This window comes from Rhizobium sp. WYJ-E13, from assembly GCF_018987265.1.
Classification (GTDB): Bacteria; Pseudomonadota; Alphaproteobacteria; order Rhizobiales; family Rhizobiaceae; genus Rhizobium.
The window spans coordinates 1575340-1590332 of record NZ_CP076853.1 but is presented as its reverse complement, the minus strand read 5'-3'; the positions used below and the strand labels follow the sequence as shown (position 1 = coordinate 1590332).

General features: G+C 59.5%; 17 protein-coding genes. 3 read left to right on the top strand and 14 right to left on the bottom strand.

What is annotated here, in order from left to right; genetic code table 11:
• Positions 1-58: 58 nt before the first annotated feature.
• From KQ933_RS08010 to KQ933_RS08000, 3 genes are all read right to left on the bottom strand, one after another.
• A complete protein-coding gene (locus KQ933_RS08010; RefSeq protein ID WP_216758207.1) occupies positions 59-1306 on the bottom strand; it encodes a multidrug effflux MFS transporter in 1248 nt (415 codons plus the stop codon).
• A 137-nt stretch (positions 1307-1443) separates the two neighbouring features.
• On the bottom strand, positions 1444-1782 hold the full coding sequence (grxD, locus tag KQ933_RS08005; protein WP_216758206.1) for a Grx4 family monothiol glutaredoxin: 339 nt from the start codon (positions 1780-1782) through the stop codon (positions 1444-1446).
• Positions 1783-2010: 228 nt separating this feature from the next.
• Positions 2011-2241, bottom strand: a complete 231-nt coding sequence (locus tag KQ933_RS08000) for a hypothetical protein (protein WP_216758204.1) — start codon at positions 2239-2241, stop codon at positions 2011-2013.
• A 165-nt stretch (positions 2242-2406) separates the two neighbouring features.
• Between KQ933_RS08000 and KQ933_RS07995 the strand changes: the two genes are divergently transcribed.
• Positions 2407-3552: a hypothetical protein gene (locus KQ933_RS07995; RefSeq protein ID WP_216758202.1), complete on the top strand. Its 1146-nt coding sequence runs from the start codon at positions 2407-2409 to the stop codon at positions 3550-3552.
• Between the two features lie 138 nt (positions 3553-3690).
• Here the strand turns inward: KQ933_RS07995 and KQ933_RS07990 are convergent, their stop codons facing one another.
• The 8 genes from KQ933_RS07990 to KQ933_RS07955 all read right to left on the bottom strand — a co-directional run bounded on the left by KQ933_RS07990 (position 3691) and on the right by KQ933_RS07955 (position 10668).
• Positions 3691-3924, bottom strand: coding sequence for a BolA/IbaG family iron-sulfur metabolism protein (locus KQ933_RS07990; protein ID WP_007826248.1), 234 nt, complete (start codon positions 3922-3924; stop codon positions 3691-3693).
• Between the two features lie 19 nt (positions 3925-3943).
• On the bottom strand, positions 3944-6175 hold the full coding sequence (purL, locus tag KQ933_RS07985; RefSeq protein ID WP_216758201.1) for a phosphoribosylformylglycinamidine synthase subunit PurL: 2232 nt from the start codon (positions 6173-6175) through the stop codon (positions 3944-3946).
• A gap of 236 nt (positions 6176-6411) precedes the next feature.
• Entirely contained in the window at positions 6412-7248 is an 837-nt protein-coding gene (locus tag KQ933_RS07980; RefSeq protein WP_216758199.1) for an IclR family transcriptional regulator, read from the bottom strand.
• 13 nt (positions 7249-7261) lie between these two features.
• Entirely contained in the window at positions 7262-7651 is a 390-nt protein-coding gene (locus KQ933_RS07975) for a RidA family protein (RefSeq protein WP_183734941.1), read from the bottom strand.
• Between the two features lie 14 nt (positions 7652-7665).
• On the bottom strand, positions 7666-8436 hold the full coding sequence (locus tag KQ933_RS07970) for an amino acid ABC transporter ATP-binding protein (protein WP_301925035.1): 771 nt from the start codon (positions 8434-8436) through the stop codon (positions 7666-7668).
• Positions 8437-8447: 11 nt separating this feature from the next.
• A complete protein-coding gene (locus tag KQ933_RS07965) occupies positions 8448-9107 on the bottom strand; it encodes an amino acid ABC transporter permease (protein WP_183746898.1) in 660 nt (219 codons plus the stop codon).
• A gap of 4 nt (positions 9108-9111) precedes the next feature.
• Complete coding sequence (locus KQ933_RS07960) at positions 9112-9774, bottom strand: amino acid ABC transporter permease (RefSeq protein ID WP_216758195.1); 663 nt, start codon at positions 9772-9774, stop codon at positions 9112-9114.
• A 54-nt stretch (positions 9775-9828) separates the two neighbouring features.
• On the bottom strand, positions 9829-10668 hold the full coding sequence (locus KQ933_RS07955) for a transporter substrate-binding domain-containing protein (protein ID WP_183804676.1): 840 nt from the start codon (positions 10666-10668) through the stop codon (positions 9829-9831).
• Positions 10669-10854: 186 nt separating this feature from the next.
• On the opposite strand from KQ933_RS07955, the gene KQ933_RS07950 reads away from it, so the two are divergent.
• Positions 10855-11934 (top strand): D-TA family PLP-dependent enzyme, encoded by a 1080-nt coding sequence (locus KQ933_RS07950; protein WP_216758194.1) that lies wholly within the window; start codon positions 10855-10857, stop codon positions 11932-11934.
• Positions 11935-12108: 174 nt separating this feature from the next.
• On the opposite strand, the gene KQ933_RS07945 is transcribed toward KQ933_RS07950, so the two are convergent.
• Positions 12109-12690, bottom strand: a complete 582-nt coding sequence (locus KQ933_RS07945; protein WP_216758192.1) for an acyloxyacyl hydrolase — start codon at positions 12688-12690, stop codon at positions 12109-12111.
• A 125-nt stretch (positions 12691-12815) separates the two neighbouring features.
• On the bottom strand, positions 12816-14234 hold the full coding sequence (locus KQ933_RS07940; protein WP_216758190.1) for a PLP-dependent aminotransferase family protein: 1419 nt from the start codon (positions 14232-14234) through the stop codon (positions 12816-12818).
• A gap of 80 nt (positions 14235-14314) precedes the next feature.
• On the opposite strand from KQ933_RS07940, the gene KQ933_RS07935 reads away from it, so the two are divergent.
• Positions 14315-14569: a DUF1127 domain-containing protein gene (locus KQ933_RS07935; RefSeq protein ID WP_216758188.1), complete on the top strand. Its 255-nt coding sequence runs from the start codon at positions 14315-14317 to the stop codon at positions 14567-14569.
• A 9-nt stretch (positions 14570-14578) separates the two neighbouring features.
• Here the strand turns inward: KQ933_RS07935 and KQ933_RS07930 are convergent, their stop codons facing one another.
• On the bottom strand, positions 14579-14983 hold the full coding sequence (locus KQ933_RS07930) for a hypothetical protein (RefSeq protein ID WP_216758186.1): 405 nt from the start codon (positions 14981-14983) through the stop codon (positions 14579-14581).
• Positions 14984-14993 lie beyond the last annotated feature (10 nt).

Here is a 14993-nt window from a genome sequence, read left to right as displayed (position 1 = left end):
GGCAGGCTCCTACCAAGATGCCCCGCCGCCTGATGTGTCTGAAAGCCTCAGCCTGATATCAGTGGCCGATATCAGTGAAGCTGGAAAGCGATGCGTCCTTCGACAGCGGCGCATGCTGCGGTCTGAACAGCCGGCCCTTTTCGGCGATCAGCACGAAGACGATGCCGACAAGCGAGACCGCGAAGTAGCCAGCGATCATCGGCGTCGCCGTGCCGTCAAAGGCTTGCCCGATCAGGGCTCCGATCAATGCGCCGCCGATCGTGCTCATGAAGCCGATCACCGAGGAGGCGGTGCCGGCAAGGTGACCCAGCGGCTCCATGGCGAGCGAGTTGAAGTTGGAGCCGATCCAGCCGAACTGGAACATGACCAGTGCGAAGAACACGATGAAGATCGGGAAAGGCATCGGCTGCGGCCCCGATATCTGCACCATCAGCCAGATGAAGCTCAAGCCGCAGAAACCGAGGATCGAGGCGTGCGACAGGCGGCGCATGCCGAAGCGGCCGACCAGCTGCGAATTGATGAAGGACGAGAAGGCCATGAACAGCGCCACTCCGGCAAAGGCGACGGGCATATAGGCGCCGAGCCCGTAGATGCCGACATAGATCTGCTGAGCGGAGTTGATGAAGCCGAACAACGCGCCGAAGAGGATCGTGCTGGCAATGGTGTAACAGAGGGCGATGCGGTTGGAAAAGAAGATCGCAAAGCCCTGCGCCACCGAGCGGACCGTGAACGGACGGACATTGGCGGGATCAAGCGTTTCCGGCAGGCGCAGATACATCCACGTGCCGACGGCCGTCGCCATGGTGCCGATGAAGACGAAGATCATGTGCCAGGTGCTGATCAGCATGATGATCTGGCCGCTGCCGGGTGCAATGACCGGCACGATCATGAAGACCATCATGATGAGCGACATGACTTCCGCCATCTGCCGGCCGCCGTAGACGTCGCGGACGATGGAGATGGTAATGACGCGGGTGGCGGCCGAACCGAGCCCCTGGACGAAGCGGAGCGCGAGAAGGCCGGCGAAGGTCGGAACGATGGCAATGCCGAAGGCGGAGACGATATAGACGACGAGGCCGATCAGCAGCGGAACACGGCGACCGAAGCGGTCGGACAGCGGACCGTAGAAAAGCTGGGCAAGGCCGAAGCCGAAGAGATAGGCGGAAACGACATACTGGCGATGGTTTTCGTTCTCGACACCGAGGCTGGCCCCGATCTGCTGCAGCGCTGGCAACATGATGTCGATTGCCAGCGAGTTGACGGCCATCAGGAAAGCCGCAAGCGCGATAAATTCAAGCTTGCCCATGGGCAGCCGACCCGCGGACATGGCTTGTGATGAATCTGTCACAATGAAATTCCCATAAACAGGTCAAGGCGCTGCTTGGCGCAGCGCCTCGAACTCAAGATACAGAATTGGAAACCGGACGGACGCCCGGTGACCGATCAGGCGACGGCGGTCTTAACGGTGACGCCGTTTTCCTGGAGATGCTGCTGGAGCTCACCGGCTTGGAACATTTCCCGGACGATGTCGCAGCCGCCGATGAACTCACCCTTGACGTAGAGCTGGGGGATCGTCGGCCAGTTGGAATAATCCTTGATGCCCTGGCGGATTTCCGAATCGGCGAGCACATTGATGCCCTTATAGTCGACACCGAGGTAATCGAGGATCTGGACGACCTGGCCGGAGAAACCGCACTGCGGAAACTGCGGCGTGCCCTTCATGAAGAGGACGACGTCGTTGCTCTTGATCTCGTTTCCGATGAATTCGTTGATACCGCTCATAGGCTCTAATCCTTTCAACAGGCGGGTTAAAGGCCCGCCGTTTCAATCGTTTTCTTTAGATAGCATGTGGGGGCCGGAATTCCACCCGCCAAAACCAAAAAAAGACCAATCCGTGACACTTAGCGGCGCAGATTGTTGCCTCTGCGATACGTCCCTCGGCGAAACACCTTGATCCGTTCAATCTCGGTATCGGTGAAGTGGCCTTGCAGCTTGCAGTGGAGAAAGCCTCTAAGCGCGGCGCTGCCGGCTGCGGCCTGCCGCCGTCCGGCGCTTGCTGAGCTGCTTGCGAGCAGGCTTACGGCTCGTCGACGTTGCCTTGCGGGTGGTGCGACTTGTCGTTGCAGACGCTGCCTTGCGGCGCTTGCGCTTGGTCGTGGTGCGGCCCGTCGTCTTCTTCAGGATTTCCTTCAGCACGCTGTTGACGACGCCTGATACCAGTTCATTCACGAGATTGGCCACAAAATCCCCCTCAATCCTATCGAAACGCACCTGCGCTATTGAATTCCGTAAGAGTTCGCTTAGCAAGACGGCTCGAAGGTTTTATCCGGTTTTTCGCCGTATTTTCAAGCGAACCCGTCATCCTGGCAACGGCGTCACCAACCCGACTGAAAGAAGAAAAAGACTATGAAACTGATCGACAGGCGGGTTGTCTTGCATTTCCCCGGATTCGAACCGCTCGATGGCGCAGCGCACCGGGCGCGGTACGAGCGTACCGCAAGGCAAAGCGCATCCGTCTGGGGCTATAATGTCGACACAGGTGCTGCGGCCGATGGGCACTACGTCTCCTTCGATGTCGGCACCAGCGCCGATGGCTGGCAGACGCAGACGCGCGTCCATGTCTTCGACCACAACGAATTAGTTCAGCGGTTGCGCACCGGCAATACGGCAAGCCGGATCGCGACAGGATTTCTAAACCTCTGGCAGGTCGTGCGGGAAGGCGGCATGGCCGGCTATTTCCGCCACGCCTGGCGCTTCGGCCTGTTCTTCATCTTTCCCTTCCTGCTGACGGCATTTGCAATCCTGATCACGCTGCAGATCCTGACGCTGCACTACTGGCTTGGGCTTCCCGGCTGGCATGTCGGCTGGAGCGCGCCGCTGGCGGCCATCTTCTTCATCTTCGGTTTCCTGCCGTTCTCGGAGCGCTTCCACACGCTGCATCTTTTTGCCGATTGGGAAATGGCCGTGGCGCTGGCACGCATGGACAGGCCTGATTTCAACGAGTGGCTGGAGCGATGCGCGACGTCGATGCGCGAAGCTCTCAACGAGGAGGCCGATGAATATGTCATCTCCTCACACAGCATGGGCTCCAGCGTCGCGGCCCATGTCGTCGGCATCCTGCTGGAGCGGGAGCCGGATGTTTTCAACGGCAAGCGCGTGGTCTTTGCAACACTCGGCGGCGCCATCCTGCAATGTGCGCTGATGTCATCTGCCACCCTGCTGCGCTCGCGCGTCGGCCTGATTGCGCGTTGTCCGGATATTTTCTGGCTGGATGTGCAGTGCCTGACGGACTCGATCAATTTCTACAAGGTGCCAGTCGTCAGCGTGTCCGGCCATCCGGATGCGCCGCAGGCGAGCATGATCCATATCCGCGTGCGGCAGATGCTGACGCCGGAGCACTATAAGAAGATCCGCGGGGATCAGTTGCGTGTGCATCGCCAGTATGTGCTGGGGCCGGACATGAAATCTGCCTTCGATTTCACGCTGCTGACGGCCGGCCCGATGCCGGCCTCGGTCTTTGCCTATCCTGAGCAGGACAAGCTGCCGGCCTGAGAGCTCAGCAAAAAAGAGGCGAGGAGGCGTCGAACAGTTTCGAGCCGATCGCTTCCGTTTCAAAACAAAACAACCCGGCAGAAAGCCTTCCAGCCGGGCCTGTTCATCTGAGATTTTCAGTCGGACGAAGCTCTAATTTCAATCCGGTGCCGAGGTCTGCAGGGCAAGGGCGTGCAGGATGCCGCCCATATTTCCTTTCAGCGCCTCATAGACCATCTGGTGCTGCTGCACGCGGCTCTTGCCGCGGAAGGCTTCCGCGACAACTTCGGCGGCGTAGTGGTCGCCGTCACCTGCCAGATCGCGGATCGTCACCTTGGCACCGGGAATCCCAGCCTTGATCATGTCTTCGATATCGCCGGGTTTCATGGCCATGATCGTTACTCCTTGCACATCATTCCGCGGCAAGCTCGCCGCGGCCTTCCATATAATCAGGGAACCACGATTCATGGGCATCGCGCAATTGCTGAATTGGCAGCACAATCAGATCGTCGACGACGAGGCTGTCGCCCTGGACTGTGCCAAGGCGGCGGAAGGGTACGCCGGCGCCTTCGGCATTGGCGCAGACGAAATCCGCGACATCCTTTGGAACCGTCAGCACGTAACGCGCCTGATCCTCGCCGAAGAGCTGCGCATGCGCAGCACCCTTGCCTTCGCTGAGGCTGACCTTGAGACCCTTCCCTGACGCCATTGCCATCTCAGCGAGCGCCAGTACGAGGCCGCCGGAGGAAATGTCGTGGCAGGCGGTCGCCTGACCGTTGCGGATGACGGAGCGGACAAAATCGCCGTTGCGGCGTTCAGCGAAGAGATCGACTTCCGGTGCCGGGCCTTCGGTGCTGCCGACGACATCGCGCAGATAGACGGACTGGCCGAGATGGCTGCCGTCGATGCCGATGAGCAGAACCCTGTCGCCTTCGGCAGCGCTGCCGATGCGGGCCATCTTGCGCCAGTCGGGCATCAGGCCAACGCCGGCAATGGTGGGCGTCGGCAGGATCGCAACGCCATTGGTCTCGTTATAGAGCGAGACGTTGCCGGATACGATCGGGAAGTCGAGCGCGCGGCAGGCTTCGCCGATGCCCTTCACGGCCTCGACAAACTGGCCCATGATCTCGGGCTTTTCGGGATTGCCGAAGTTCAGATTGTCGGTCGCCGCCAGCGGCTCGGCGCCGGTCGCGGTGATGTTGCGCCAGCATTCGGCCACAGCCTGCTTGCCGCCTTCGAAGGGATCGGCCTCGACATAGCGCGGGGTGACGTCGGAGGAGAAAGCAAGCGCCTTCAGCGGATGGCCTTCGACACGCACGACGCCGGCGTCGCCGCCCGGAAGCTGCAAGGAGTTGCCCTGGATCAGCGTGTCATACTGTTCATAGACCCAGCGGCGGCTGGACTGATTGGCAGAGCCGACGAGTTGCAGCAGCGCTTCGTTATAATTTTGCGGTGCTGCCACGAGATTGGCGGGCAGGGGCGCGCGCTTGGCGGATTCGCGCCAGGGGCGATCATATTCCGGAGCCTGGTCGCCGAGATCCTTGATCGGCAGGTTGGCGACTTCCTCGCCCTGATGCATGACGCGGAAGCGAAGGTCGTCCGTGGTCTTGCCGACAACAGCGAAATCGAGGCCCCACTTGACGAAGATCGCCTTGGCTTCCTCTTCCTTCTCCGGCTGCAGTACCATGAGCATGCGCTCCTGGCTTTCCGACAGCATCATCTCGTAGGCGGTCATCCGCTCCTCGCGCACCGGCACCTTGTCAAGTTCGAGCAGGATGCCGAGATCGCCCTTGGCGCCCATTTCGACAGCCGAGCAGGTTAGGCCGGCCGCCCCCATGTCCTGGATGGCGATGACCGCACCGGTCTGCATCAATTCCAGGCAGGCTTCGAGCAGGCACTTTTCGGTGAAGGGGTCGCCGACCTGAACCGTCGGACGCTTCTCCTCGATCGATTCGTCGAATTCGGCCGATGCCATCGTCGCGCCACCGACACCGTCGCGGCCGGTCTTGGCACCGAGATAGACGACCGGAAGGCCGACGCCCTTTGCTTCCGACAGGAAGATGGCGTTGGATTTGGCAATGCCGGCAGCAAATGCGTTGACGAGGATATTGCCGTTATAGCGGGCATCGAACTCAACCTCGCCGCCGACCGTCGGCACGCCGAAGGAATTGCCGTAGCCGCCCACGCCGGAGACCACGCCGGAGACGAGGTGGCGGGTCTTCGGATGATCCGGTTCGCCGAAGCGCAGCGCGTTCATGGCCGCAATCGGGCGCGCACCCATGGTGAAGACGTCGCGCAGGATGCCGCCGACACCGGTCGCGGCACCCTGATAGGGCTCGATATAGGAGGGATGGTTATGGCTCTCCATCTTGAAGACGACGCAATCGCCGTCATCGATATCGACCACACCGGCATTTTCGCCCGGTCCCTGGATAACACGCGGACCCTTGGTCGGCAGCGTGCGCAGCCACTTCTTGGAGGATTTATAGGAGCAGTGCTCATTCCACATGGCCGAGAAGATGCCGAGCTCGGTAAAGCTCGGTTCGCGGCCGATCAGATCCAGAATGCGCTGGTATTCATCCGGCTTGAGGCCGTGTGAAGCGATGAGTTCCGGCGTGATCTTGATAGTGTTGGGAATGGTCATGAGCTCTCGAAAATCCCTGCCTAGAGCAATCCAGCAAACGTGCGCAGCGGTTTTGCATTCGGAATGCGTGAAAACAAAGAGATAGAGCATGTCTGTGGTTCAAGGCAAAACGGACATGCTCTAGCGCGTTTGCCGTGTCTTTAGCCTATGTAAGAACTATGCGCGACAGGAAAATGCCTGCCGTCAACAGAGGCAGGCCTGATAGGTTCCGTACCGGTAATCAGGGACCCTTACGTCTACTGCCCGATACCGGCAGAGACCTTCCCAGCGTCTTCGAATGCGGCCGGCCTTTGGGCTCGCTGGTATCCAAGCTTCTCGGAAATCTCGTTGGCTGCACTAAGCAAGCTCTCCAGGTACTTGCTCCGATTTCGTACGCCGTCCTCGCGCGGAGTTACAAGACACAGGGTGGCGATACAGGCACCGTCGGCCTGATGAACCGGCACGGCGAAGCAATGCGTGAAATTCTCCACCTCACTGTTGAAGGTGAAGAATCCGTCGCGGGCCGCCTGACGCACCTGGGCGATAAATTCCGCCGGCTTCATCTGCCGACCGTTTGGGAGAACGAAGTCCTCCGGCGGAATCAGATCGACAATCTCCTGATCGCTCAGGTGCGAAACCAGCAACCGGCCGGACGCCGTCCAGGGGATGGAAACGAGCTCGCCGACATTCGAGGAGATGCGAAACGGCCGGATGCCCTCGCGCATCATGGCGACGGTGTATTTGCGTCCCTCGAGCAGACACATCTGTGCCGTCTCACGGGTTTCTTCGGCCAGCCGCACCAGCATGCGGTCGCATTCCCGCATCAGGTCGAATTGTTCGGCGTAGGCCGTCCCGAGGAAATACAGGCGGCGGCCAAGGTTAACGCGGCCGTCTCCGCCATGGTAGTCAAGCATGCCATGGCTGAGCAGGAGATTGACCAGCTCGTAGACCGAAGATCGAGGCGCGCCAATTTCGGCCGCGATTTCGTTCGGCCGCATCGGCTGTCGCTTCACCCGCAGGAATTCGAGGATCTCAAAGGCACGATCCAGTCCTCGGGTGCGCCGCGATACTGTGTCGATACCAGCCTCAGCCATGCTTTCTCCGATATTAGGCGCGATCCGCGCGGTAGGCCACGCAATCAACTTCGACCTTGCAGTCGACCATCATGCTGGATTGGACACAAGCGCGGGCCGGAGGGTTTCCTCCGAAATATTCAGCGTACACGCCGTTAAAGCTCCAAAAATCACGCGGATCGTCAAGCCACACGCCCACACGCACGACGTCTTCAAGGCTGTAGCCCGCCTCATTGAGAATGGCAATCAGGTTTTCGATAGCCTTTCGGCTCTGGACAACGATTCCGCCAGGAACGATCTCGCCGTTCTCCATGGGCACCTGGCCGGAAACATATAGCCAGCCGCCTGCTTCGGTGGCTCGGGCGAAGGGAAGTGGTTGTCCGCCTGCGCCAGTCTCGCCAGCCCCATAACGCTTGATAGTCATTCTTTCACTTTCCTTTAGTTGAAGCTGGAGGTCTTCAGGAATTCGGCCAGGCGTTCGGTCCTGGGATTCACGAACATTTCTCTTGGATTGCCTTCCTCGCAGATCACCCCCTGGTTCATGAAGATGACCCGCGAGGATACCTCGTAGGCAAAGCGCATTTCGTGGGTGACCAGCAGCATGGTCATTCCATCTGCCGCAAGCCCTTTGATGACCTGCAGCACTTCGCCCACCAGTTCGGGATCGAGAGCCGAGGTCACTTCATCAAACAGCATAAGACGCGGCGACATCGCGATCGCACGGGCGATCGCCACGCGCTGCTGCTGACCGCCGGAGAGCTGGCCTGGGTAATGATCGGCCCGCGCCGACAGCCCGACACGGTCGAGCCAACGCTCCGCGATCGACCTCGCTTCGCTCTTCGGCATCTTCTTGACCTTGACGAGGCCGAGCATGACATTTTGGGCCGCTGTCATGTGCGGGAACAGGTTGAACTGCTGGAAGGCCATCCCGGTGAGCGCGCGCTGGCGGGCGATCTCTTTCTCGCTCTTGCGCCGACGGGTCGCTCCCTCCACGTGGTACCCGATCTCTTCACCGTCCAGGCTGATCGTGCCGCCCTGGAATTCCTCCAGCATGTTCACGCAGCGCAGCATCGTGGTCTTGCCCGAGCCGGACGAGCCGATAATCGAAATAACCTCGCCTTCCTGTACGGAGCAGTCGACCCCTTTGAGCACTTCGTGTTGGCCGTAGCTTTTGCGCAGGCTCTTGATTTCAAGCATTGTTTTGGACATCGATCGGCTCCTCAGGATGGAAGGGCAGTCTTGCGCTCGATGAATCTGCCGAAGCGCTCGATACCGAAGTTGACGACGAAATAGAGAGCCCCTGCCAGGAAATAGAACTGCAGGCTCATGAAGTTGCGGGAGATGATCTCCTGCGTTCGCAGCAACAGTTCCGCTACACCGATCACCGACAGCAGCGTCGACGCTTTCACCATTTCCGCCGCCGTGTTGACCCAGGCCGGCAAGCACTGGCGCAGCGCCTGAGGCCATAGGACGGAGGTGAATGTCTGGGTAAACGTCAGCCCGATCGCTTTTGCGGCTTCGGTTTGCCCCTTCGGGATGGCTTGAAGAGCACCGCGAACGATCTCACCGACGTGGGACGAACAAAATACCGCCAGTGCCAGAACGCCCGCCGCGAATGCTCCCAATTCCAGGCCCACGGCACTGGAGACGTAATAGCTCGCGAGGACGAGTACCAAAACGGGCGTGCCTCGGATCACATCAGTATAGGCCCGCACGATCAGGCGCAGCACACTGTTTCCATAGACCAGCGCCAGGCCTACGAAGAGGCCGAGCACGGAGCCTGCGAGAATGGCCAGAAGGGAGATCGATACGGTCATCGCCATGCCATTCAGGATGACATGACGGGCGATCCAAAGTTGATCGAGAAAGGTCTGAGACATCGGCTTACCTCGGCAATGCCAGACGCCGCTCGACGAAACGCATCAGAGCGGCAATGAGGAAACAGGTGACGACATAGAGAGCCGATGTGACCATCCAGGTCTCGACGATACGGAAGCTCTCGACATTGATCTTGCGCGCTGCAAACGTCAGCTCGGGCACGGCGATCGTTGCGGCAAGCGATGTGTCCTTGAAGAGAGAGATGATTGTCGAGGACAGCGAAGGCAGAACGTTGCGGAACATCAGCGGCGCTATGATCGATGTGCGTATCTGCATCGACGTCAAGCCAATCGCCATTCCGGCCTCGGTCAATCCCTTGGGAATCGAGAGAAGTCCGGCGCGGAAAACTTCCGCGAGGTATGCTCCTGAATAGAGTGAGAGAACCAAGACGAAGCTTTTGATCTTGTCCAGCCGGAAGCCCATCTGAGGCAGCGCGAAGAACGCGAAGAGGACGAGCACGAGAATAGGAAGATTTCGAATGACGGTAACGTAGATTCTTGCCGGCGCGACCGCGGCACGGCTCTTGGAGAGCAGCGCGAATGCAACGAACAGACCGATGACAGCCCCGATCAAGATCGAAATGACCGCGAGACCGAGGCTCAACATCAAGCCGCTAAGAAGAAAATCGAAGTTGCGCCAGACAGCAGCAAAATTCAGCGTATAACCCATGGCAGACCGCCCCTTTCAGGAAGGGAGCGGGAAAGACCCGCTCCCTCGGGCCAGTTACTTGTATTCGACCGGGAAGCCGATTTGCGGAGGCGTCAGTTCCTTGCCGAACCACGTCTTGTACGACTTGGCGTAAGCATCGAATTCAACGCCGGTCATGGCCTCATGAAGAGCGGTGTTGACGAAATTCAGCCAATCCTGATCGCCGCGTTTTACGCCGCAAGCGTAAGTCTGCGGGTTCCAACCGTAGCCGGCATCCCGATATTTGCCTGGGTTCTGAGCCATATACCAGGCGAGCGACGACTGGTCGGTTGCGACCGCGTCCGCGCGACCGGATTCCAGTGCCTGGTAGATGAGATCGACGGAATCGTACTGGTCGACCGTAGCTTCCGGGAGCGCCGCGTGAACCATCGCCTCCGCGTAGACGTTCTGCAAGACCGAGATTGTCACCGATGAGCCGGCAGCTTTAAGCGCTGCGTAGTCAGCATATTTGCCATCGGCCTTCAGCATCAGGCCGACGCCTTCCCGATAGTAGGGAATCGTGAAGGCGATCTGCTGGGCGCGCTCGCCGGTGACCGTCATGAACTGGCAGGTGATGTCGACCTTGTCCGTCGTGATGTTGGGAATACGAGCGTCGGACGACTGGTTGACGTATTCGATCTTATCAGGATCGCCAAAGAGAGCCTTTGCGATGATGTGGCCCATATCCACATCGAAACCCTGAAGTTTATCGTCGGCGCTCTTGAAGTGCCAAGGCGCATTCGTACTGCCGGTGCCCATAACGAGATGACCGCGAGCAAGAACCTCATCGAGCTTACTTCCGGCGGCGAAGACCGGGCTTGAAAGAACTGCAGTTGCGGCCAGCGCAATCAGGCCGGCGCGGAAGGATATGGTCATGATTGTTCCCCTAAGAACTGAGTGTTTCTGATTAATCCAATATAGTGGACATGTGTCCGTATTATCGGATTGACATATCAAGTCCCCTGGTTGATGAATTGTCAATAGCGATGGTTGATATTTGATGCGGCGCTAATGAGCGGCACATTTGTCCGCACCGCAGGTTCGTTCCATACGAGGTTTGCCATGACTTTTTCGCCCGCGGATATCGCAGCCATTCAGACTCCTGCCGTTCTGATCGATCTCGATATCGCCGCCGCCAATATCGGCCGTTTTCAACGTTACGCTGATGCTCACGGCTTGCGTGTTCGCCCGCACGTCAAGACGCACAAGCTGCCGGCAATCGCCAATTTGCAGATTGCGGCCGGCGCGGTCGGTATCACCTGTCAAAAGGTGTCGGAGGCGGAAGCGATGGTTGCCGCCAGTAGTGCAATCACCGATGTGCTGATTACCTACAACATCGTCGGCGCTGAGAAGCTTGAACGTCTGAAGGCGCTCGCAGAGAAGGTGAAATTGTCGGTCGTTGCCGATAGTGCGGCTGTCGTGAACAGCCTCTCAGACGCCTTCCGAAACGAAGTTCAGCCGCTGACAGTCCTGGTGGAATGCGACACCGGCGCGAACCGCTGCGGTGTGCTCACTCCCGAGGCGGCAGAGGCTCTCTCGGCTCTTATCCACTCGATGCCTGGTGTCGTCTTCGGTGGCCTTATGACCTATCCTCCTGCAGGCGGGGAGGCTGCTGTCGAGGCTTTCATGATGGCGGCCAAGGCTCGCATCGAAGCGCTCGGCATCGCAGTGCCCGTCATCACATCAGGCGGGACGCCTTCGATGATGCACGCAGCAGACGCACCGGTTACGACTGAATATCGCCCCGGAACCTACGTCTACAATGACCGCTCTCTCGTATCGCGCGGCGCATGCGGCTGGGAAGATTGCGCACTCAGCGTCCTAACAACTGTGGTCTCAGTGCCCGCCGCGAACCGAGCGATCGTTGATGCAGGTTCAAAAATCCTGACATCGGATCTTTTGGGTCTCACAGGTTACGGTCATGTGCGGGGGCGCGACGACATCGTCGTGGACCAGCTATCCGAGGAACATGGCCGGCTGATTAGCAACGGTCCTATCGGATTATCTGTAGGAGATAAACTGCAAATCGTGCCGAACCACGCTTGCGTGGTCACCAACATGGTCGACTCGGTTTTCGTCGCAGGAAAAGGCATGGCGTCAGTCGAGTCTTGGCCGGTCGTGGCCCGCGGAAAGATCGTCTGACAGGCCGGTTCGGTCGTTATCCGTCTGTCCAAGCCTATGAGGGGACTGCGGTGGACTGAACAAGGTTCCGTTGCGGAAAGCCCAAAGGGCGACACATCTAATGCCGCCTTCTGGGTTGTTTAACGGCCGTCTGCACGGATCCCGTTGAGTGAGGACCGGCTCAGCAACGAAAGACTAGAATTTATAGCCGACCATCAGTCCGGCGCGGGTCATGCCGTCGTTCGGACCGTCGCAAAGGTTGGCATTCGAGGAATGAGCGAGCTGCGCCATGACATTCCACTTGCTGTTGAAGCGGTAGCCGGCACCGAAATATTCGTGGAACAGCACACGACAGCCGAGATCAGGTCCATCGTCATTGTCATCGATGTCACCCGTATGGATGACGCCGCCGAAACCGGCTTCCGCGAAAATCTTGTCGCTGAGGTCGACAGTCCAGGTGAAACCGGCGAAGAACTGCGTCGCTTCGCCAGCCGTACCGATCGAAGTGCCTAGATGAACGCGCGGATGCAAGAGCTGCTGTTTCCAGCCGGCTGCCTGCTCAAAGCCAAAGGGATCAAAAAGAGCCGTTATTTCCGGGAAAACGCCATCTTCATGCGAATGTCCCCCTTGGATGGAGGCCGAAGCGCCGAAGCGCAACTCATCGAAAACCTTGTCTCCGGCTTGCGCCGCCGACGACATGCCCAGGCTGCTTGCAATGACTGCGACCGACGCGATACTCGACAGGCGCAACAGTAGTGAACGGAAATCGGATTTCATCTGCTGTCCCTTGATTCCCACTTAAACGGCAGGATGATACAGAGGTAACATGCGGATGATCTCGGTAAAGCGCCTGTGTTTCGATCGTGGCCTTTTCCACAATGCTGACACCGATCTGCAACAGTTCAGATTTCACCGTCGTAGGCGGAGCCGCCATTTTCCAACAGGCGTTTCAATACCATAAGGCCTGCGACCAGCTCGTTTCTATCCTTCGGTGAGGAGAAGCCGATGCGCACGCGGTGATAGGCTTTCTCGCCCCGTGCCGCCTTGAACTCATCCTCGTCGTCGACAAGCACGCCATCGCGGAAGGCGGCATTCTTGAAGGTACCGGACAGCCAGGGTTCCGGCAGTTTCAGCCACAGGAAGGGCGCATGCGGGTGGGATTCGAAATCGAATCCCTGCATTACCTCGCGGGCGAGGCTCACGCGGGCCGACAGTTCCACGACACTTGCATTGCGTATCTCATGCGCCTTGCCGCTCTGGACGAGCCGCGCGCAGGTTTCGGCCAGAATGAAGGGCAGGCCGCCCGTCACCATTTTATGCGTAACCTTGATGCGCTGAGCGAAATGCGGCGGGCACGCGACCCAGCCACCGCGCACGCCGGCCGCAACCGACTTAGACAGGCCGTTGACGAGGAAGGTGCGGTCGGGCGCGATTGCGGCAAGCAGCGGCGTAGCGTCATTGGCCATGCCGCCATAGAGATCGTCCTCGATGATCCAGACCCCATGCCGTCTGGCAATGTCGGCAATGGCGACCCGCCGCTCATAGGGCATGATGGCAAGTGTCGGATTGTGAAGCGTCGGCATCGTGAAGACGAGCTTCGGATGCTGCTGCTGACAGAGCCGCTCGAAATCCTCGGGGATGATGCCGTTTTCATCGGACTCGACGGTCAACGTGCGCCGGCCGAGCAGGCGCACGCTGCGGCTTACCTGCGTGTAGGTGAGATTTTCGAAAACGATCTTGTCACCGGGCGCAGACACGGCGGCGATGACGGAGATGGCTGCCGCATGCGCGCCGAGCGTGGGCACGACGTTTTCGACCTCCGGCGACCAACCATTGCGCGCCAGCCACAGACGGCCGGCCTCGAACCAGTTCGAAGGGAAGCTGCGGGAATAGGAGGAGATTTCGGCCAGATGCTGTTCGCCGATCTCGGCCATGATGCCGGCGATGATCTTGCCCTGACCGAGATCGGGCGCGGCAGTCGTATCGAAGCGAAGCTTGTTCGGCGGGGCATCTGCGACACGCGTGCCACTCAGCGAAAGGGTCACAGGGTCCACCTGCTCGCTGGGGGGCGTATCGGCACGGTCGAGCACATAGGTGCCGCGGCCGACTTCGCCGGCGACAAGCCCGCGCTCGTGCACCAGCGCATAGGCGCGGCCGATTGTTCCGATTGTCACCCCGATATCATAGGCGAGATTTCGCTGTGGCGGCAGCTTGGTTCCCGCCGGCAAGGCGCCGGAAGCAATGGCGGATTCGATATTGTCCGCAAGCCGCATATAGACCGGGCCTGAGCCCTGCGAGAGATCGGGGAGCCAATTTGTCATGGTGACAATGAATAGATTGTCACCCTAATCCTGTCAAGACTATGAGACAATTCCATTAGCGGAAACTACAGGAGTCAGAAATGTCCGCTTCACCTCACATCAAGGGTCAGATTGTATCGATTGTCTCTATCGATGGCCGGCATGAGATTATCATGCCCAGACAGGCGCCGGCCGCGACGCGGCTCGGGCGGTTGTGGGCAGCCCTTCTTTTGTGGCAGCAGAAGCGGGCAGGCCGCCGGTCGCTGCGCGAACTGACGGCAGACCAGCTCAAGGATATCGGCCTGTCGCAATCCGATGCCGCACGCGAAGTCGGCAAGTCGTTCTTTTGGGATTGAAGCTGAAGCTTAGCTGCAGGATTTGCTGCCGCCCGACCAGCGGGTGACATCAGCAGCGATGCGGCCCGAGACCGGCTCGGACATCATCGGGCCGAAGGCCTGCATCTTGGCCGGATTGCCTTCGGCCTGCACGACGAGCAGCGGCCGGCTTTCCGGGCTTCCCTTGTGCACGACGAGAATGCGCGGCCGTCCGGAGAAGGAATTGAGCTCCGGCGCCAGCTTGTAGGCGCCAAAAGCCGGATCGCCCGACTTGAACCAGCAGCTGTTGGCGCCGAGCGCCACGCGCTCCATTGTCGACAGCGCACTGCGGTCCGGCCCCTTTGCGGGTGCCGAGGACTGGCAAGCGGCAACCAGCGCTGCGAGGCCGGCAAAGGCAGCGGCATTGGCGATGGCGGCTAAAAGGCGGGGGCGCATCTATCTTGCT